This is a genomic window from Planktothrix tepida PCC 9214 (genome assembly GCF_900009145.1).
GTDB lineage: Bacteria > Cyanobacteriota > Cyanobacteriia > Cyanobacteriales > Microcoleaceae > Planktothrix > Planktothrix tepida.
The window spans coordinates 582615-605559 of record NZ_LN889813.1 but is presented as its reverse complement, the minus strand read 5'-3'; the positions used below and the strand labels follow the sequence as shown (position 1 = coordinate 605559).

Sequence of the window (22945 nt, the reverse complement as noted above, 5' to 3'; positions counted from 1 at the left end):
CTTGCTTATAGTTGACGAGTCAGTATTAATCAAACAAAAGTTTCAAACAGTGGAAACAGAATATGGATTCAACTAAAAAAGCATATTTTCCTTTATCTTTTGAACAAGAGCGGATGTGGGTTCTAGATCAACTAAAACCTGGTAATCCAGCCTATAACATCCGGGGAGCGATTCAAATTACAGGTTTGATTAATGCAGACATACTAAAGCAAAGTCTCAATGAAATTATTAGGCGGCATGAAATTTTACGCACTACCTTTGATGTCATTGATCAACAACCCAGACAGATAATTAATTCGCCATTTAACGTAGAGTTACGCCCAGTAGACTTACAAAAACTAGGTGCTCCTGAACAAAACCAAGAAGCTCAACGACTAGCTACCCAATTTGTACAGCAACCCTTCAACCTCAATCAGGCGCCACCCTGGCGAGTTCTGTGGTTGCGGATGGAAGCAACCAGACACCTAATGGTGTTGAGTATGCACAACATCATCTGTGATGGTGATGGGTCTATGGGTATATTTTTCCGAGAGATGGCGACGCTGTATGAAGCGTTTGCTACAGGTGAACAGTCCCCACTTTCAGAACTACCCATTCAGTATAAAGAATTTGCTCTTGGGCAGCAGCAACAACGACAAGGGGAGATTCTCGAAACTCAACTCAGCTATTGGAAGCAGCAACTTGGGAATAACTTACCCGTATTACAACTACCCATCGATCACTCAAGGTCATCTATTCAAACTTATGCAGCAGCTTGTTGTGAACTAAAGTTGAACATACAACTCAGTCAGCAACTTAAGCTTCTGAGTCAGCAGCAAGATGTTACCCTATTTACGCTCCTACTATCGGTCTTCAAAATATTACTCTACCGTTACACTAACCAGGAGGATATCATAGTCGGTTTCTCCGTAAAAAATTGTAATTTGAATGATACAAGCCGCATAATAGGTTACTTTGGAAACCCAGTGGTGCTACGGACTGATATGGCGGGTAATCCCACCTTTCTCCACCTATTGTCTCGCGTCTCTAGCGTTGTCGGCGATGCCCACAAGCACCAGGATTATCCTTTCCAAAAATTAGTGGAGGAGCTAAAACCAGAGCGAGATCTGAGTTTCTCTCCCTTATTCCAGGTGTTATTTAGTTTGCGGGATGACCTCATGCCAACCCTGGAATTTCCGTCTCTCACCCTCACGCCTGTGGATGTGGAATCAACAACAGTACCCTATGATTGGTTTGTTTCTGTTAAAGATACAGACCAAGGATTAGTGTGGAGGTGGGAATATAATAGTGATTTATTTGAATCAGCTACAATAAATCGTATAATTAAACATTTTCATAATTTACTAGAAAATATTGTTGTTAATCCCCAACAACCTATTGGCGAACTATCAGTTTTAACTGAAGTAGAACGCAATCAATTGCTGGTAGATTATAACAATACAAAAATAGAATATCCGCAAGTTTGCCTCCATCATTTAGTTGAACTTCAAGTTCAAAAAACTCCTGAATCTGTTGCGGTCGTTTACGAAAACCAGCAGTTAACTTATCAGGAACTCAATCAACGGGCTAATCAATTAGCGCATTACCTCCAGAAGTTGGGAGTACAAACAGAAAGCTTAGTTGGTATTTGTATAGAGCGTTCACTCTTGATGGTAATAGCCATCTTAGCGGTGCTAAAGTCTGGCGGTGCTTATGTGCCATTAGATCCAGCCTATCCCAAAGAACGTTTGGAATACATGGCGTCAGATGCTAATGTACAACTGCTACTGACTAGCGAAACATTATTAAGTGCATCATCAGCCATCGCAGAGTTAGCGACAAACCACCACCTAGTTTGTCTGGATCAAGATTGGCAGATCATTTCTCACCAACCTCAAGAAAATTTAGATAGCTCGGTTAGTCCCCATCATTTAGCCTACGTCATTTACACCTCCGGTTCCACAGGTAAAGCTAAAGGTGTGATGATGGAACACAAGGCGCTGGTTAATATGATTAGCTGGCATCTCCAAAATCGAACAGTGGGAGTTAAGACCCTACAATTTGCTTCCATCAGCTTTGATCTCTCCTGCCATGAAATCTTTTCCACTTGGTGTTCGGGTGGAACATTGGTGTTAATTTCTGAGGAAGTCCGCCATAGTCCTGTAGACTTGTTAAGGACAATTAATCAAACCGGAATCGAAAAACTGTATCTTCCCTTTGTTGCTCTACAGCAGTTGATAGAAGTGATTGATGAGCAGACTATTCCTATTACTATACGCGAGATAATCACTGCTGGTGAACAGTTGCAAATCACACCGAAAATTAGCAAATTTTTCCAGCAAACGGGTTGCACTCTGCACAATCATTATGGTGCAACCGAGGTTCCAGAAATTGCAACTTTCACCTTGACAGGAAATGCAGTAAGTTGGGTCACACTTCCTCCCATCGGTCGTCCAATTAATAATATTCAGATTTATATTCTCGATGAATTTTATCAACCTGTGCCTCTAGGAGTTCCAGGCTCACTATATGTAGGCGGTGAAGGAATTGCCAGAGGGTATTTCAACAAACCAGAATTAACTCAAGAAAGATTTATTCCTAACCCTTTTGGTGCTGGTATTTTATACAAAACCGGGGATTTAGCTCGTTACTTAAGTGATGGGAATATCGAACATCTTGGCCGTGCAGATCGGCAAGTAAAAATTCGGGGTTTCCGCATTGAGTTGGGCGAAATTGAGGGATTATTAGCAAAACATCCAGATGTTCGAGAAAACGCAGTTATCGCCCGGGAAGATAGTCCCGGCGACAAAAGATTAATTGCTTATGTTGTACACAAGGACGGGGTAAACATTCCTCTGGAGTTAACCTTACGCCATTATCTCAAAGAACACTTACCCGATTACATGATGCCAGCCGCAATAGTGGTGCTGGAAAAAATGCCTCTGACACCCAGTGGTAAAGTAGACCGCCGTGTCCTTCCTAAACCTAATCAATCTCGGCCAGAGGTACAGGAAACGTTAGTCATCCCCCAATCTGAAACCGAGAAACTCATTGCTCAGGTTTGGCAAGAAGTATTGCAATTAGAGGAGATGGGAATTCATGATAACTTCTTCGACTTGGGTGGTAATTCCTTACTTTTAATTCAAGTCCATAAAAAATTAATTGACAGCTTTGGTGCAGGGTTATCAACTATCACCTTGTTTCAATATCCCACTATATATACTTTAGCCCAATACTTAAGTCAAACTCCAGCAGAACAATCAACTATAAACAGCAAAAAGCCAGCCAAAAAACCTGCTGACCAACACACAGATATTGCGATTATTGGGATGTCTGGTCGGTTTCCGGGAGCCGAGAATATTGAAGCATTCTGGCAAAATTTGCGCGATGGAATAGAATCAATTGATTTCTTTTCGGATGAAGAAATTGAACTAGAAGATTCTAGCTTGCTTCAACAACCGAATTACATTAAAGCAAATTCTATTTTGCCCAATATTGATTTGTTTGATGCCGAATTTTTCAACTATTCTCCTAAAGAAGCCGAAATCACAGACCCGCAACAAAGGATTTTCTTAGAATGCGCTTGGAATGCTTTTGAAAATGCGGGTTACAACCCTAAAACTTATCAAGGAGCAGTAGGGGTTTATGGGGGTGCGAGTATCAGCACTTATTTGATTAACAATATTTGTCCCCACCTTGGGTTCTCTCCCCATCGCCCCTTCCTCAGCCATCGCTTGTTTAGAGGAGCAAATGAATTTCAAGTGGAACAGGGTAATGGGGGCGATCATTTACCCATGCGCGTCTCCTACAAATTCAACTTGACTGGGCCGAGTGTTAATGTTCAAACCACCTGTTCTACTTCATTAGTTGCCGTTCATTTGGCTTGTGAAAGTTTGCAGCGTGGAGAATGCGACATGGCTCTAGCCGGAGGGATTTCGATTAGCGTTCCTCAAAAGGTAGGCTACCTTTACCACAATGGCATGATTTTGTCCCCTGACGGGCATTGTCGAGCGTTTGATGCCCAAGCTCAAGGAACGGTGTTTGGTAATGGTTGTGGAATTGTGATTTTGAAGCGGTTAGATGATGCGATCGCCGATGGCGACAACATCTATGCGGTGATTAAAGGTTCAGCTATTAATAACGATGGTGCGTTGAAAGTCGGTTATACCGCTCCTAGTGTAGAAGGACAAGCAAGGGTTATTGCTGAAGCATTGGCTGTGGCTGAAGTTGACTCTAGCACGGTGAGTTATGTGGAAACCCACGGAACTGCAACGCCTTTGGGAGACCCAATTGAAGTTGCAGCCCTGACTCAAGCTTTCCGAGAAAATACAAAGATGAGAAAAAACGGCTTTTGTGCAATTGGCTCTGTTAAAACTAATGTTGGACATTTAGATGAGGCGGCGGGAATCACAGGTCTGATTAAAACCGTTCTGGCCCTTCAACATCAATCCATCCCCCCCAGCCTTCACTTTACAAAGCCGAATCCCAATATTGATTTTGCCAATAGTCCCTTCTACGTTAATACGACACTCTCAGACTGGCAAGCCAAGGATACGCCTCGCCGTGCTGGTGTTAGTTCTTTTGGTATAGGTGGTACCAATTGTCATGTAGTGCTAGAAGAAGCACCCGACAACACAGCCAACACAATCAAAACTGACAGGACGCTGCATCTTTTAACGTTGTCGGCAAAAACAGATCAGGCACTTGCCGATTTAGTGCGGCGTTATCTGACTTATCTGGAGTCCGAACCGAATGCAGACCTAACAGATATTTGTTTCACAGCCAATACAGGACGAGAACACTTTAATCATCGCACTTGCCTGGTTGCTGGTTCCAAACAGCAGCTTACCGAACAATTACTTCGTTGGGTAAATAGCCCGGAAAAACCGGACATACCCGTTCCCAAAGCCGATTCTAAGAAACGAATTGCCTTTCTATTCACAGGACAAGGTTCCCAGTATGTAGGGATGGGGCGTCAACTGTACGAAACCCAACCCACCTTCCGAAAAATCCTAGATCAGTGTGACGAGATTCTCCGTCCTGATCTGAAAGTCCCCTTGCAGTCGATTTTATATCCCGATAGCGAGTCTACTTATTCTCAGTTAAACGAGACAATCTACACTCAACCCGCCCTATTCGCACTAGAGTATGCCTTAGCTCAGTTGTGGAAATCCTGGGGAATTGAACCTGATGTTGTCATGGGCCACAGTGTCGGCGAATATGTGGCAGCCGCTGTGGCTGGGGTATTCAGCTTAGAAGACGGGCTAAAACTGATTGCCGCGAGGGGACGCCTGATGCAAGCCTTACCCCAAGACGGTGAGATGGTAGCACTTTTGGCCAGTGAACAACAAGCATTAGCTGCGATCGCACCTTATAAGGCAGAAGTCTCCATTGCGGCTATTAATGCTCCTTCTAGCGTCGTCATTTCTGGAAAGCGAGAAGCCATTAGAGCCATTGTCAACAACCTAGAAGCATCTGGAATCAAAACCCAGAAATTAAATGTCTCCCATGCCTTCCACTCGCCCTTGATGCAGCCGATGTTGGCAGAATTTGAGCAAGTGGCACGACAAGTCAAATTTTCTGCACCGCAGATCAAACTGAATAGTAATGTTACCGGGACACTTTTGAGTTCTGAAATAGCCACTCCTGAATATTGGTGTCGTCATATCCTCATGCCCGTTAAATTTGCGGCGAGTATGGAAAACCTTGCACAGCAAGACATAGAGGTGTTCATCGAAATCGGGTCGAAGCCGATATTATTAGGAATGGGTCGTCAGTGTCTAAGTACAGACGCGCCATGGCGCGTCTCTACAGGGTTATGGCTACCCAGTTTACGTCCTGATCAAGAAGATTGGCACTCACTTTTAACCAGCTTAGGGCAACTCTATAGGTCGGGATTGCCGATCGATTGGGTCGGTTTTGACCGAGATTATCAGCGCCGTCGCCAAGCTTTACCGACTTATCCTTTCCAGCGACAGCGCTATTGGGTAGAAAGCCAACCCAAGGACAATACTCAAGGGCAGGTTCTTTTTGCCCCAAACCCGACCGTTCATCCCCTGCTCGGGCAACAAATCTCTTTACCGGGAACGCAGCAAATTCGCTTCCAAGTTCAAATCAGCAAAAACTCCCCATCATGGCTGCAAGATCATCGGGTATTTGAGACGACAATTGTGCCGGGAACCGCCTATATCGAGATGGCTTTAGCCGCTGGGGTAGCAGTTGCCAAAACCCTCGACCTCACCGTAGAAAATGTTTTAATTCGCAAGGCACTAACTTTACCCGAAGACGGCTCTTACAAGCTTGTCCAGTTGGTGTTAACGCCTGTAGAAAATTTGAGACATACATTTGAGATTTTTAGTCTGGAAACGGTAACAGAAGGAGATCAACAGCAGTCTTCGTGGATACTCCATACATCGGGTACGCTGCTTGTTCAAGCCAATCAATTGCTTGATGAAACCCCAGATCAAACCATAGATTTGGCAACATTAAAACATCAATGCCAGCAAGAGATTTCCCCGGAACTGTTATACCAGCGCCACCGCGAGCAAAACATTGACTACGGACTCAGCTTCCGGGCGATGGCGCAAGTATGGCGAAATGAAACAGCAGCGCTAGGGAAGATCTGCTTACCAGAACAAGTCAGAACACAGAAGAGTGAATACCACATACACCCAATCTTGTTAGATACTTGTTTACAAATTTTAGATGCCACATTAATAGAAGATAACCATCAGAATACCTATGTGCCAGTCGGTGTAGAACGGTTGCGAGTTTATGCTCGTCCTGGTGATGAATTATGGTGTTATGCTCAGTTAAACGAGCAAGAAGATAAACAACTAGCGATTAGTGGAAATTTCTACCTATTTAACCTCAGTGGGCAGATAATTGCCACCGTAGCAGGAGTCCGACTCAAACGCACGATCAGTGAAGCAATGATTGGTGCTGCGGACAAGTCTTGGCAAGATTGGCTGTATGAGGTTAACTGGCAAGCTCAAGGGCGTTTTGGTCTTTTACCCAATTATCTACCAACGACCGCCGCCGTGAGTTCGCGACTTCAGTTCCAACTTGCTCAGTTGTTAGATACAACAAGCTTGAAAATTTATGGGCAAGCTTTTACTCACATCGAAGCCCTCAGTGTGACATATATCAGGGCAGCTTTACAGGAAATGGGGTGGGAGTTCCAATTGGGAGCTTCTTTCTCCACCGAGCAATTAGCAGAACACTTGCAAGTCATCCCTGAGCATCGAAGACTACTAAATCGGTTACTGGAAATTTTGGCAGAAGTTGGAATAATTCAATGTGTTGGCCAGCAATGGGAAGTCGTCTGCTTCGGTGAAATTCCAGACCCACAGCAACAGAGGAGTGCCTTATCCTGTTCAGAAGCGGAAGCGGAAATTACTCTGCTCGATCGCTGTGGTTCCAATCTAGCCCAAGTGCTACAAGGAAAGTGCGATCCATTACAGCTACTATTTCCTAATGGTGACACGACCGCTTTAACTCAACTGTACCAGTATTCTCCAATTATGCAGGTGACGAATACACTGGTGCAACAAGCGGTGTTAGCAGTGAGAGAGTGTTTGCCAAAAGGGCGAGGGTGTCGAATTCTCGAAATTGGGGCAGGTACTGGCAGTACAACGTCATACCTTTTACCGCATCTTGATCCCCACCACACAGAATACGTCTTTACTGACATTGGTGCCTTTTTCGTCACTAAAGCCCAGGAAAGGTTTAAGGATTACCCATTTGTTGGTTATCAAGTTTTGGATATTGAACAAGATCCACGCCAACAAGGATTTGAACCATCACAGTTTGATGTGATTGTGGCAGTGAACGTCTTACACGCGACAACCGATCTTCGGCAAACCCTGAAAAATACACGGCAGTTGTTAGCTCCGGGAGGAATGCTGATCCTGATGGAAGATACGGCCCCCCAGCGCTGGATGGATCTGACATTTGGGTTAACAGAGGGATGGTGGAAGTTTAGTGATGTCGATTTGCGACCCTCCTATCTATTGCTCAACCCTGCACAGTGGCAAGAATTGTTACTAGAAACTGGATTTGAACAAGTCCAAACGATTTCGACCACTTGGCCGACAAACGCTCAAGAAATCTCACTACCCCAGGAAACAGTAATTCTCGCAAAAGCTACAGGCAACACCTTCGTGCCGCAGCCTCGAAACTGGCTAATTCTAGCTGATAATCAAGGAACGGGTCAGCAGTTAAGTGAATTGTGCTGCCACCAAGGAGAGGTTTGTACTTTAGTCTTCTGTAGCCAAGAATATCAGCAAATAAACTCCAGGGAATTTAGTATAGATCCAGGCAATCCTAGCCATTTTCAGCAACTATTGCAGGCTATTTCCCCTGTCGCGATCGTTGTCAATTTATGGAGTTTAGATACACCGAAAAACCTCAGTGAAATCTCCTTAGAGAAAACCTACCTCAAAAACTGTGGTAGTACCTTGTACTTAATCCAAGCCCTGCTGAATCACTATAGGGAGACTCCCCGTTTATGGTTGGTGACGCAAGGCGCACAAGCCGTCAACGCATCTGTTACACAAGTCGCTCAGTCTACGTTGTGGGGCATGGGGAAAGTGATCGCCCTAGAGTACCCCGAACTTAACTGTGTACGGGTGGATTTAGATCCGCAGGCAACAAGGGAGTGGGGACAAACTTTATATGATGAAATTCTGTCTTCCCTGCTGGCAAAGGACACAGAAGACCAAGTTGCTTTTCGCGATCGCCTTCGTTATGTGCCTAGATTGGTGCGTTTCCCAGAGATGAAACCCCAAAAGCCTCTGAATTTGCCTCCAGATAGTACCTACCTCATCACTGGCGGTTTGGGAGGGCTGGGGTTACTGGTCGCCCAGTTTCTGGTAGAACGGGGAGCAAAACACTTAGTATTGCTAGGACGCAGTGAAGTTAAGCCAGATATCACTCATCAGTTACTGGAGATTGAGAAAGCGGGTGCTAATGTGATAGTATTTAAAACAGATGTATCTGATACACAACAAGTGATGCAGATGTTGGCTGAGGTTGAACAATCCTTGCCACCGTTGCGCGGAATTATCCATGCTGCGGGTGTTCTGGACGATGGTGTCCTCCTACAACAGAATTGGCAGCGCTTTAATCGGGTGTTAGCACCCAAAGTGCAAGGAGCCTGGAATCTACATCACTTAACCCAGAATCAACCTTTAGACTTCTTTGTGCTGTTCTCCTCCGCGACCTCGGTGCTGGGTAATACAGGACAAGCCAATCACGCAGCCGCAAATGCTTTTCTCGATGCTCTGGCATCTTATCGTCGAATGCAGGGACTACCGGGTTTAAGTATCAATTGGGGGGTTTGGGCTGAAGTCGGTGCAGTTGCTCGACTGGGGCTAGTTGAGCAGTTAAGCCGCCAAGGAGAGGAAAGCATTGATCCAAAACAGGGATTACAAATATTAGAGCAGTTGTTGCTAGATCCACCTGTCCAAGTGGGAGTTATGCCGATTAACTGGGCGAAATTCTGGCAACAGCAAAGAGCGTCGCAGCCTTTCTTCGCCAAGATGGTGCAAGAAAATCAGGATTTAGGTTCAAAGGAAAGGACACAGACACCACAAAGCAATGTAGATTCGTTGAACAGTGCCCTGTTGTCTGGGACACCAGCCGAGCGAGCTATGTTGTTAGAGTCTCGGATTACAGAACAAGTAGCCAGCGTATTAGGGGTTGACCGCACCAGGTTGGATAGGCAAAAGTCCCTGACTCATTTCGGGCTTGACTCTTTAATGGCGATTGATTTGCGAAATCGGCTGAACAACGCCACGGGGTTGAACTTGCCTTTAATAAAAATTATGCAAGGTTTGAGTATTTCCTCCCTAGTAGAACTCATACTTGAGCAACTCACATTGGCCGATGTTATCCTATCAGCCCCCCCTGCTACTGAACTCAGTGACGATATGGAGGAAATCACCCTATGAATCTTAATCATTTTCTCGCTGAACTTGCTGAACAAAATGTCAAGTTGTGGGTTGAGGCAGACCAATTACGCATTCGTGCCCCCAAAGGGGTACTGACACCTCAGTTGCGTGACTTATTAACAGTACATAAGGCAGAACTTATTTTGTTGTTGTCTCAAAGCGACATCAGAGCTAATAATACTGAAATCCCCCTAGTCAACGTTTCCCGCGAACAGAACTTGCCCGTCTCCTTTGCCCAGGAGCGATTGTGGTTTTTGAGCCAGTTAGAGCCGAATAACCCCTCCTACAACGAGCCCGTAGCTCTGCGGCTTATAGGTTTCCTTAACATCGTCGCCCTAGAGCAAAGCCTAAATCAAATCATCCAACGTCACGAAGTCTTACGGACTAATTTTGTCACGGTTGACGGTCAGCCAGTCCAGGTCATGAATAACAGCCGAACCGTTAAAGTACCGATAGTAGATATCACTACTCGACCTGAAAGTGAAAAAGCAATATCTTGCCAGCAACTCATAACGTCAGTGGTTCAGCAACCCTTTGACCTGGCAAACGACCCTTTAATCCAAGTCACCTTGGTTAAGCTAACAGATACAGAACATATCTTGCTACTCAACATCCACCATATTATCTGGGATGCTCAGTCAGCAGATGTATTAGTCGGCGAGTTAGCGACTTGCTACACAGCCTTGTGCAATCATTTATCATTACAACTACCCGAACTCCCGATTCAGTACGCAGACTTTGCTGTTTGGCAGCGCCAGTGGTGTTCAGGTAAAGTGCTTTCCTCCCAATTAGATTATTGGAAGCAACAATTACAGGGAGCACCCGCATTATTAGAACTACCAACCGACAGGCCACGAGGCGTCAGTCAAACCTTCCAGGGAGCCCATCAAAAATTTACACTTTCAAAGCAGTTAACAGAGGCGCTAATCAGTTTTAGTCAACGGCAAGGAGTCACCCTGTTTATGACGCTGTTAGCAGCGTTTCAAACCTTGCTTTACCGTTATACAGGGCAAACCGATATCTGCATAGGCACGCCGATTACTAACCGCAATCGCCCAGAAATTGAGAAGTTGATTGGATTTTTCATTAATATGCTGGTGCTACGCACTGAATTGTCAGGGGACTTGAGTTTTGCGGATTTGCTGTATCGAGTCCGAGATGTCGCTTTAGGAGCTTATGCTCATCAAGATTTACCCTTTGAGAAGTTAGTGGAGGAGTTGCAGCCAGCCCGTAACCTCAGCTATACACCCCTATTCCAAGTCGGGTTTGTGCTTTATGCACCCATGCCACAAATCCAGATGGCAGGCTTAACGGTCAGTTCATTAGCCATAGAAACCGCGACCGCCAAATTTGATTTAAGTTTAACTTTAGAAAATACCGATGCTGGACTAATTGGGCAATGGGAATACAAAACCGATCTATTTGATGCCACTACTATTACTCGGATGGTAGGGCATTTTCAAACTCTATTAACAGCAATTGTTACCAATCCTGAGCAAAAACTATCTTCTTTACCCCTGTTGACCACCGCCGAACGGCAGCAATTGCTAGTTGAATGGAATTCTACCCAAACAGAGTATCCCCGCCAAACGTTTATCCATCAGTTGTTTGAGGAGCAGGTAGAACGGACACCCAATGCGGTAGCGGTAGTGTGTCAAGACACCCAATTAACCTACCAGGAGTTGAACACTAAAGCCAATCAGTTAGCACACTACCTGCAAAAACTGGGCGTTCAACCAGAGGTATGTACAGGGATTTGTGTAGAGCGTTCACTAGGTATGGTGATCGGATTGCTGGCGATACTTAAAGCCGGTGGAGCTTATGTGCCACTCGATCCCAATTATCCCTCAGATCGTTTAGCCTATATGTTAAGTGATTCTCAGATATCTGTGCTGCTCACCCAAAACAACTTAGTAGACTCGTTGCCTGAGAATAAAGCAAAAATCGTTTGTTTAGATAGTGACAGTGAGATTTTTAACACTTACCCTCACGAAATTCCAGTTACTCGGTTAAAACCAAACAACTTGGCTTATGTTATTTATACTTCGGGGTCTACTGGCAAGCCTAAAGGTGTGATGATTGAACATCAGTCTTTAGTCAATTTTACCCAGGCGGCAATTTGTGAACATGAAATTAGTAAATCCGATACAATCTTGCAGTTCGCCTCTATCAATTTTGATGCTGCAAATGAAGAAATTTTTTCCGGTTTAACTACGGGTGCAACTTTGGTTTTACGCACTGAAGAGATGTTAAATTCTGTCTCTACGTTTGTGCAGAAGTGCCGGGAGTACAAACTGACTGTTTTATTTTTACCAACAGCATACTGGCAGCAGTTAATTTCTGAATTAGTCAGAACAAATCAAAGCCTTCCTGAAACAATACGGGTCATCAATATCGGGGGAGAACGACTTTTGCCACAAAAATTCAAACTATGGCAAAAGTATGTAGCTAATACATTACACCCTCCCGTATTAATTCATGGCTACGGCCCTACAGAAGCGACTGTCGTAGCCACATTTTGCAACTTGTCCCAGTTAGAACCAAACAATTGGCAACGAGAAGTACCAATTGGGCGACCCATTGCTAACGTCCAAGTATACATTCTAGATCGAATTCTCCAACCCGTCCCCATCGGGGTTCCGGGCGAATTGTACATTGGCGGAGAAGGTGTAGCGAGAGGATATCTGAACAACCCAACACTCACAGCCGAGAAATTTATTCACAACCCGTTTAAGGAAGAACATCAAGCATCGGAACGCCTATACAAAACTGGCGACTTAGCCCGTTATTTGCCGAATGGCAATATTGAGTTTCTCGGTAGAATAGATTATCAGGTAAAGATTCGCGGTTTTCGGATTGAACTTGGGGAAATTGAAGCGGTACTCACTACACACCCGGAAGTCAAAGAAGCAGTCGTTATCGTTCGAGAAGATCAGCCAAGTTATAAGCACTTAATCGCCTACATAGTTGCCCACGAACAATCAAAAATTCAAAATCAATTACGCAGCTTTCTCAAACAAAAACTACCCGATTACATGATCCCAGCAACCTTTGTTATGCTGGATGAATTGCCCCTGACTCCTAATGGGAAGGTAAACCGTCACGTCCTTCCTAAACCCAACTGGGAAGAAATTAATTCTATCGGCAATTTTGTTCCCCCACGAACAGAAACTGAACAGGTATTAGCTAATATTTGGAGTGATGTCTTAAGGCGAAAGCAAGTTGGGATTTACGATAATTTCTTTGAACTGGGTGGGGATTCAATCATCAGTATTCAAATTATCGCCGCTGCCAACCAAGCTGGTTTGCAGTTAACTCCAAAACAACTTTTTCAGCATCAAACTATTGCTGAGTTAGCGATAGTAGCCAATACAACAACTTCTATCTCTGCCGAACAGGGTTTAGTGACTGGAGAAGTGCCACTAACACCAATTCAGCACTGGTTTTTTGAACAGAATTGGCTCGAACCCCATCACTTTAACCAATCCATGTTGTTCCTCGTTCCTGCCAACCTGAACCCAGATTTATTAAAGCAGGCAATTGAGAAATTATTATTACATCATGATGCTCTGCGGATGCGCTTTGTACACAGTGAATTGGGATGGCAGCAAATTAATGGGGACTCTTACAAAAGCATCCCTTTTGAGATAGTTGATTTGTCAAAAGTTCCGATAGCCAAGCAACAAGAAGCTATAGAGACAAGGGCAGCTAAACTACAGACGAGCCTTGATTTGTCGGTCGGACAAGTGATCAGTCTGGTTCTGTTTAAGTTAGGTGGCACTTCATGCGATCGCTTGTTTATCATAATCCATCATTTAGTCGTGGATGGCGTTTCATGGCGCATTTTGTTATCAGATTTATCGACAGCATATCAACAATTGGTAAACAATCAAAACGTACAATTGCCTCCCAAAACCACCTCATTTAAAGAGTGGGCGATTCGCCAAGAAAACTATGGACGTTCCCCAGCCTTAACCCCTGAATTGCACTACTGGTTAGCTCCGTACCCTGCTGATCTTGCTTCACTGCCCTTAGACATTCCAGGAAGAGAAGCTAACACTGAAGGCAGCATTGATCAGGTTATAACTTATTTGAGCAAAGAAGAGACACGCACGCTATTAGAAACCATCCCAGTGGTCTACAATACGATGATTAACGACGTATTGCTGACCGCATTAACGCAGACCTTGACTCAGTGGACAGATTCTCGTTTTCTGTTAATTAGTTTAGAGGGTCATGGAAGAGAGGAACTGTTTGAGGGTGTGGATTTATCACGCACTGTTGGCTGGTTTACTAGCGTATTTCCTGTGTTGCTGGAACTTAAAAATACTAATAACCTACAAGCAACCCTCCAGTCCATCAAGGAGCAACTCCGACTGATTCCAAATCGGGGTATTGGTTATGGAATTCTTCGATATTTTAGCCAAGCTGATATCAGCAAACAACTGCAAAACCTCCCCGTCCCTGAAGTATCCTTCAACTACCTGGGACAATTTGAGCAACTGTTTTCCGAGTCAATCATTTTGGGGTTTGCTCCTGAAAATATGGGAGCCAATTTTAGTTCCTTAGCAAATCGCACCTATCTCTTAGATATCGTCGGATTAGTTGCTGACGGTCAGTTGCAAATGACTTGGATTTATAGCCAAAATTGCCATCGACGGGACACTATCGAATATCTTGCCAATCAGTACACAGAATCGCTAAAAATGCTGATTGGACACTGCCAGTCACAGGAGATAGAAAAATATTCGTCCTTAGATGTTTCTAGGACGACTGTTAGTCAAATCCCTCTACATTTATTAAAACTTCCAGAGGATATCTCTGAGTTACTCCCTAATAATACTGAAGAGGCCTATCCTCTTGCTAAGATGCAGGAGTTTATTTTGCATCATTATTCAAATGATTTGCAAAAAATGGGAGTTTACCATTGCCAGCAGTCATTCGACATCTATGATGACAATCTGGACGTAGAAGCTTTGAAGAAATCACTAGAAATTCTAGTGCAAAAACATCCGGCTTTCCGAACAGTATTTATCCTAAAAAACGGCTCACCTGCATTTCAGGTGGTCAAGAAAAATGTGAATTTTTCCATCGTTGAGGAAGACCTTAGCAACATCAAGTCAAATGAGCAAGAAAATTATATTGATGTTGTTTTGCAGCAAGATAGATACAATTTATTTAAGGTGGAAAATCCAAACGAACCCCTTTTTAGATTTTGGATTTTTAGAAAAGCGAAGCATAAAATTGAGTTTCTCATGTCATTCCATCATGCAATTATAGATGGCTGGAGTAGTATCGAATTTCGCAACGAATTGTCCGAACTATATTCTCAAATCAAAAAAGGTAAAGAAATACAGGTGTCAGCTTCTGCAAATGTCTACAAGGAGTTTGTCGCTTTAGAACAAGAAATTATTGCCTCAAAAGACGCATCAGATTTCTGGAAGTTTTACTTGAGAAATTATACTTATCAACCATTGCAGCCCTGTACAGCTTATGTTCATACAGTAGACGTTGTTGCTGAAGAGTGCACATTAAATTCAGAAATTATTCTAGGCGTAAAAAAATTATGTCGAGAATTAAAAGTTTCACAAAAAGCAATTTTCCTGAGTGCTTACCTTGACCTAATTGTTGCTGAAAACAAAGAAAATACGGTCTCTGTAGGTATTGTCACCAATGGTAGAACAGAAAGATTATCTGACCCGTTTAAAGCTGTAGGTTTGTTTTGGAATATGGTTCCGTTTTGTCAATCAACTATAGACAATAAATACTTACAAATTCAAAATGTCCAAAACGGCTTAATTGATATTGAACCTTATGTTAACTATCCCCTTCAACAAATTTTACTGGAGCAACAAAAGACAGAGTTATTTTTTGCTACTTTTAATTTCTTGCATTTTCATAATGCTAAAATTAGTGGGGATTCTTCTAGCTGGAAAATAACAGAAAGAAGGTATCATGACAAATTCCATTTTCCATTAAATTATGTTGTGTCAATAGACCCATTGGAAGAAACCTTAACTGTCCGTTTGGAATCTGATCAAATGTATTTTACTCCCGATCAAAATCGCTTGTTGATCAAGAAATACATTAATATATTAAAGGAGGTAATTGATCCAGAATAGCCCCAAAATAAAATCGTTAACAAAAAGTATTTTATTGTAAAATAAAAGTTCCATCAAAAAATATGAACATGACGGAGAAACAAACAAAGTTTAGTAGGAGTTCAAGCAATGCTCAAATTTTCTATTGAGTTTACCTATCCTATTCCTATTTCAAATACTTTAACTATCGGTACGCTAGGGCCGAGTGGAACAAGTAGCGAAAATGCTTTGAATTATCTGATCAACCAATTGCAAGCACAGGCAATCAATCTATCCAGTCAGTTATTTGATAACTTTATTCTTGTTAAGGAAGCTTTGCTGCAAGAACAGGTGGATTTAGCTCTGGTTCCTCATGCTTACGATAAAGTCAACGAATTTTACATGGAGCCAAATTTTAACCTGGGTTTCATATTCATTTATCCCACACCTATTTATGGATTAGCTAAGAAAAAAAACACAGAGTTGGATTTAAAAAATTGTAGTATCGTCACCCATCCTGCTCCTATACCGTTACTCCCAAAGCTCTTGCCAGATACCAATATAAAAGACATCCAAATGACTCTGGCAAGTTCCACGAGTGCCGCTGCTATGCAAGTCAATCAAGGTTTAGCTGATTTAGCTATCACGAATGAAAATGCGGTTAAAGAATATGATTTAGAATTCATTTCTACTTTTGGAGAAATTCCCATGAGTTGGTCTATTTTTTACAAAAAACAAAGAGGACAATATGTCTAAATTTTTTCCGGTTTGTGAAAACATAAAAATCAATTCAAAAGTAGAATTATTGGCATTTAAGTGTGGAGATATAATCCTTCAATTAGCATCTCTTGATCCTGGATCTACTTTTGAACTCCATCATCATCCAGAAAGCCAAATGGGCATGGTAATCGCTGGGCGTTTAGAAATGAATATTAACGGTACCAAAGAAATTCTCGAACCACTCCAGCACGTCTATGCTGCTGATTCCCATATTCCTCATGGTTCTGTTAATCTTTTTGCAGAAACAGCACTAGCTTTTGATGTGAAACGAATCACAAATTCTTTACCCTCATTAACGGCTAACAAAGCTTTCTTTAAAGTAACCCCTACAAAAGATGAAGCTACAAATTTTCCTTGCAAATCTGCCCTTGCTTCTTGGTTTGAAATTATCATCAGCCAAATTCCCCCACAAGGAAAAATACCAACCCAGCAATCCACCTGCGAGCAAATGGGAATAATTTACAATGGTCATCTAATGATGAGCGTGGAAAAAGAACAACGGCAGTTAAAATATGGGGAAATTTACTATGCTCCTCCTAACGTTGTTTATGAAGGGTATAATCCCTCAAACGAAGAAGTAACTTTAATCAAAATTTTAATGCCACCAGTTTCTGAATCGGCTTTATAAAGGAGGTTTTTTCATGGATTTAGGCTTAAAAGGAAAGATTGCTTTAATAACAGGAGCCAGTGCGGGGATTGGTTTTGCCATCGCCCAAGGACTAGCAGCAGAAGGTTGTAAATTAATTATTTGTGGTCGAAATATAGATAGACTGGAGCAAGCGAAAAAAAACCTGCTTGCAGAATTTCCTGATGTAGAGTTAATGAGTTTTTGCGCTGATGTACATAATGCTGCTGATTCAGAAGAATTAGTCAATGAATCTCTTAACAAGTTTGGAAATATCAATATTTTAATTAATAATTCAGAAGGGGCAACATTTTCTGGTGAAGCAGTAGAAAACTTATCAGATGCAGATTGGAAAATGGTTTTTGAAGGCAAGTTAATGGGCTATATTCGCATGACTAATCTAGTTCTACCTGGGATGAAAAAACACAGATGGGGCCGGATTATCAACATTGTTGGGACATCTGGAAAAGAACCTTCCAGTCGTTTAGTGAAATCAGGGGTAGCTAATGCAGCGTTAATGAATTTTACAAAAGCTGTGGCTACACAAACTGCTAAGTATAATGTCTTAATTACTTCTGTAAACCCAGGAATTATTGATACACCAAGGCATCAACAATATTTGGAAATTGCTGCTCAAGAACAAAATAAAACAATTGATTCCGTCAAAGAATCCATTGTCAATTCTATTCCAATAGGTCGCCTGGGTTTCTCTAGTGAATTAGCCAATTTGGTAATTTTTCTGGTTTCAGACTGTGCCAGTTATATTACAGGGGTAACTATTCCTGTAGATGGCGGATTGTCTTCTAGCGCTTTTTAATATAAATGCTGTTTATTGGCTGACCAATTCATGTAGTTTGGAGAAATCACAGTGGAAGATCATCTTTTTGACTTAACCCATAAAGTTGCTATTGTCACAGGAGGAGCACAAGGAATCGGCAAAACAATTGCACAGGGATTAGCACAGTCAGGTTCCAAAATAGTTATTGGTGATATTAAATTATCTGAAGCAGAAAAAACCGCGCAAATCATTCAAGATAGAGGAGGTCAGGCGATCGCAATTCAAACAGATGTTACCAATCGTCAGGATTGCGCTAACTTAATTAACCAAACCGTAGCTCACTACAACCAACTTGACATTATGGTTTGTAATGCCGGGATAAATATTGTTAAACCTGCCCTATCCCTGTTAGAAGCGGAGTGGGATGCAATTATTGATGTGGATTTGAAGGGTTATTTTAACTGCGCTCAGTTAGCCGCCCAACAAATGATTCAACAAGGTACAGGCGGTTCAATTATTATGAACTCTTCTATTGCTAGTGTCGTAGGTTTTCCCTATGCGGTGGCTTACAGTGCGGCAAAAGGAGGTGTCAATCAACTGGTGCGAACCTTAGCGATCGAGTGGGCGACTCATGGTATTCGAGTGAATGCGATCGCTCCTGGCTACATTGACAATACTATAGAAGGTTTGGAGAATCCAACACCACTAGAGGAAATTAAAACATTCGTTCCCATGAACCGTAAAGGCAAACTAGAGGAGTTAATCGGGCCTGTTGTGTTTCTCGCTTCTGAAGCAGCCTCCTATGTAACCGGGGCAATTTTAATGGTGGATGGTGGTTACAGTGCCATGTAGTTATACAGTGCTACCCAAAGCGGGAACAGGGAACAGGGAACAGGGAACAGTAATCAATGAAAGGGTTTCAGGATTTAGGCATATCCTAACTTTAATGCCTAGCGCTATAAAACTTGATTTGACTGATAAAAAATTTGATTTTTGGAGATCATGAGTAAATATCCAAATCTATTTAAACCTATAAAGATCGGCTCGTTAGAGTTACCTAATCGGATTGTGATGGCACCATTAACTCGGATGCGAGCAGGTAAGGGTAATGTTCCGACTCAGATGAATGCTACTTATTACGCTCAACGGGCTTCTGCGGGATTGATCATTAGTGAAGCGACCCAAGTTTCTCCGCAAGGGGTGGGACTTCCTAATACTCCGGGAATTCACTCTCCAGAACAAGTGGAAGGGTGGCAGTTAGTCACGGAAGCAGTACACAATTGTGGGGGACGAATTTTTTTACAATTATGGCACGTTGGACGGTGTTCTTATCCTTCTTTGCAACCGAATGGACAATTGCCCGTTGCTCCTAGCGCGATCGCATCTCAAGAAGATAATACCGGAGAAGAACCTTATGTTGTGCCGCGAGCACTAGAAACTGTAGAAATTCCTCAAATTATAGAACAATATCGGCAAGGCGCTAAAAATGCAATGTTAGCAGGTTTTGATGGAGTTGAAATTCACAGTGCTAACGGTTACTTACTCGATCAATTTCTCCAAGATAATTCCAATAAACGGACTGATCAGTATGGCGGATCAATTGAAAATCGCGCCCGTTTATTAATGGAAGTTACCGAAGCCGTCACTCAGGTTTGGGGTAACGAACGAGTTGGGGTACGCTTGTCCCCCAGCAGCACTTATAAAGATATGCACGACTCCAATCCTGAAGCATTATTTAACTATGTTGTCACCCAACTCAATCATTTTAATTTAGCCTATCTTCACATCGTAGGGCCTAGAGTCAAAGGCAGCCAGGATGACTTCACTGAAAAAAAGGTGCAGCTAGGAGTTCGCCATTTTCGGCCTTTGTATGCAGGGAATTTGATCACTGCTGGTGGTTATAATGGCGTAACTGGAGAAGCTGTAGTGGCAGATGGAGATGCTGATTTAGTTGCCTATGGCCGGTGGTTTATTGCTAATCCTGATTTACCAAAACGTTTTTTTCTCGATGCGCCGCTTAATCAATACCATCGCCCAACTTTCTTTGATGGAGATGAGCAGGGCTACACGGATTATCCATTCTTAGAACAGTCTCAACAAATACTATAATAGAGCGACTTTTTTATATGAAGACAACACTAGCACACAAGATTTTTGACTTAACAGGTAAAGTTGCTATTGTAACAGGCTCAACACGAGGAATTGGCAAAGTAATTGCAGAGGGATTAGCACATAGAGGAGTCAAGCTAACTATCTGTGGTACTCAATTACCTGAAGCAGAAAAAACCGCGAAAATCATTCAAGATGCAGGGGGTGAGGCGATCGCAATTCAGGCAGATGTCACCAAGCGTCAGGATTGCGCTAACTTAATTAACCAAACCGTAGCTTACTACAACCAACTTGACATTATGGTTTGTAATGCAGGTATTAACACGATTAAACCTGCCCTATCCCTGTTAGAAGCGGAGTGGGATGCCATTATTGATGTTGATTTGAAGGGTTATTTTAACTGCGCTCAGTTAGCCGCCCAACACATGATTCAACAAGGTACAGGCGGTTCAATTATTATGAACTCTTCGATTGCTAGTGTTGTGGGTATACCCGGTGTGGCGGCTTACACTGCGGCCAAAGGAGGTGTCAATCAACTGGTGCGAACCTTAGCCATAGAGTGGGCGGCGCATGGTATTCGAGTCAATGCGATCGCTCCCGGTTATATGGAAAATATTATGGAAGGTTCAAAAGCGAATTACCCAGACCTAGCGACCCAGGAACAACTAATTAAAACATTTATACCCATGAATCGTAGAGGTAAACTAGAGGAGTTAGTCGGGCCTGTGGTGTTTCTCGCTTCTGAAGCCGCATCCTATGTAACTGGGTCAATTTTGATGGTGGACGGCGCTTGCAGTGCGATGTAGCTTGTGGAGAATATTTTTCATGATTATTAAAACTGTTATGAAAATATTGACAGGGTTTAGCATCTTCTGGCGTCGTTGGTTAGCAATTTTGCTGTTTTTTATAACAGTGATTATACTCAATAGCTGCAACCCAGTTCATCTCAAAACCAAAGATTCTCAGTTAGTTGTTAGTTATTTAACCGATCCCAAAACCTTTAATCCGGCTCTAGTAGTAGAGTTAACCCATATTTTGCCTTACACTTATGAAGGTTTAGTTAAAGAAAATGACCAGGGTAAACTTGAACCTTGCATTGCAGAATCTTGGAAATTTTCTAAAGATTATAAAAAAATTGTTTTTTTGATTAGAAAAGGGCTAAAGTGGTCAGATGGAGTTCCATTGACCGCAGATGATGTGGTTTTTACTTATAACGAAATTTACAAGAATCCAGCCATTCCTAGCTATGCTAAAGACTTCTTGAAAATGGGTAAAAATCGCGCTTTTCCTACGGTGCGAAAACTCGATGACTTCCGAGTCGAATTTACCTTACCTGAACCCTGGTTTCCATTTCTTCGCATTACAAAAATGGAAATTTTACCCGCCCATGCTTTGCGGGAAGCAGTTAATACAAAAAACGAAGAAGGACAGCCTAAATTTTTATCAACTTGGGGAACGGATACTGCACCGGAAAAGATTATTGTCAACGGCCCTTATAAAATAGAAACTTATCAACCCGGAGAACGCATCATTTTCCGCAAGAATCCTTATTACTGGCGAAAAGATCTTCAAGGAAATCGGCAACCTTATATTGATCGTGTGATTTGGAATACCGTTAAGAATACTGATACAGCTTTACTCCAATTTCGTTCGGGTGGCTTGGATTTTATCGATGTTCATCCTGATTATTTTTCCTTATTAAAACAGGAAGAAAAAAGAGGTAAATTCACCATCTACAATAATGGCCCGTCTTTAGGATCTACGGTTATTGCTTTTAATCTCAATAAAGGAAGTAGGAATGGTAAACCCCTGATCGATCCGATCAAGTCTCGCTGGTTCAATACACTGGAATTTAGACAAGCCGTTGCTTATGGAATTGATCGCCAACAAATACTTAACAATGTTTATAGAGGATTGGGCGAACTGCAAAATTCACCGCTTTCTGTCAATAGTCCTTATTATCTCTCGGAGAAAGCCGGTTTAAAGGTTTATGAATACAATCCTCAAAAAGCGAAAGAATTATTGCTAAAAGCAGGTTTTCAATACACCAAGGTCGGTCAATTATTAGATGAGCAGGGAAATCCGGTGCGCTTTACTCTGATTACCGATGCTAGTAACAAAGTATTACAAGCAATGGCAGTGCAGGTCAAACAAGACCTGGCTCGAATTGGCATATCTGTTGATTTTAATCCCGTAAGTCTTAGTCTTTTCCTAGAAAAAATAAATTTTGCTTTCGATTGGGAATGTACTGTATTGACAACAATTGTTGGCATAGAACCGAATGAATGGGCTAATATTTGGTTACCCTCTGGTCGCTGGCACTTTTTTAATCAGCAATCACCATCAGCAGAAAGGTCAATCATGGGCCGAGAGGTGGCAAAATGGGAGCAGAAAATTGGTGACTTGTACATTCAAGCAGCAGGAGAATTTGATGAAGAAAAGCGCAAAGCTCTCTATGGAGAAACTCAAAGAATTAGTCAGAATTATCTACCCTTTATCTATTTAGTCAATCCTTTATCAATGTTAGCTGTGCGAAATCGTATCCAAGGGGTTAAACCTTCCCCTTATGTAGGAACTTACTGGAATATTTATGAAATGAAACTGAAAGAGTAATAAAATTTTAAAAATTGTCAAATTGCTG

9 protein-coding genes are annotated in these 22945 nt (G+C 42.4%); all 9 read left to right on the top strand.

Features of this window, described 5'->3' with window-relative positions; translation table 11 throughout:
* The first annotated feature begins 62 nt into the window (after positions 1–62).
* The 9 genes from PL9214_RS25245 to PL9214_RS25205 all read left to right on the top strand — a co-directional run bounded on the left by PL9214_RS25245 (position 63) and on the right by PL9214_RS25205 (position 22917).
* Positions 63–9932, top strand: a complete 9870-nt coding sequence (locus PL9214_RS25245) for a hybrid non-ribosomal peptide synthetase/type I polyketide synthase (RefSeq protein WP_072722009.1) — start codon at positions 63–65, stop codon at positions 9930–9932.
* The gene (locus tag PL9214_RS25240; protein ID WP_072722007.1) at positions 9929–16054 is read left to right on the top strand and encodes a non-ribosomal peptide synthetase; all 6126 of its coding nucleotides are present in this window, start codon (positions 9929–9931) and stop codon (positions 16052–16054) included. The genes PL9214_RS25245 and PL9214_RS25240 overlap by 4 nt, the downstream gene beginning before the upstream one ends.
* 108 nt (positions 16055–16162) lie before the next feature.
* Positions 16163–16768 (top strand): type 2 periplasmic-binding domain-containing protein, encoded by a 606-nt coding sequence (locus tag PL9214_RS25235; protein WP_072722005.1) that lies wholly within the window; start codon positions 16163–16165, stop codon positions 16766–16768.
* Positions 16761–17420 carry a cupin domain-containing protein gene (locus tag PL9214_RS25230; RefSeq protein WP_072722004.1) on the top strand — a complete coding sequence of 220 codons (660 nt, stop codon included), beginning with the start codon at positions 16761–16763 and terminating at the stop codon, positions 17418–17420. Before PL9214_RS25235 ends, PL9214_RS25230 begins: the two co-directional genes overlap by 8 nt.
* Before the next feature lie 13 nt (positions 17421–17433).
* Positions 17434–18234: an SDR family NAD(P)-dependent oxidoreductase gene (locus tag PL9214_RS25225; RefSeq protein WP_072722002.1), complete on the top strand. Its 801-nt coding sequence runs from the start codon at positions 17434–17436 to the stop codon at positions 18232–18234.
* 51 nt (positions 18235–18285) lie between these two features.
* Positions 18286–19047 carry an SDR family NAD(P)-dependent oxidoreductase gene (locus tag PL9214_RS25220; RefSeq protein ID WP_072722000.1) on the top strand — a complete coding sequence of 254 codons (762 nt, stop codon included), beginning with the start codon at positions 18286–18288 and terminating at the stop codon, positions 19045–19047.
* A gap of 150 nt (positions 19048–19197) precedes the next feature.
* The gene (locus PL9214_RS25215) at positions 19198–20304 is read left to right on the top strand and encodes an alkene reductase (protein ID WP_072721998.1); all 1107 of its coding nucleotides are present in this window, start codon (positions 19198–19200) and stop codon (positions 20302–20304) included.
* A 17-nt stretch (positions 20305–20321) separates the two neighbouring features.
* Positions 20322–21110 carry an SDR family NAD(P)-dependent oxidoreductase gene (locus PL9214_RS25210; RefSeq protein ID WP_072721996.1) on the top strand — a complete coding sequence of 263 codons (789 nt, stop codon included), beginning with the start codon at positions 20322–20324 and terminating at the stop codon, positions 21108–21110.
* Positions 21111–21129: 19 nt separating this feature from the next.
* Entirely contained in the window at positions 21130–22917 is a 1788-nt protein-coding gene (locus tag PL9214_RS25205) for an ABC transporter substrate-binding protein (protein WP_245824367.1), read from the top strand.
* Positions 22918–22945: the final 28 nt, after the last annotated feature.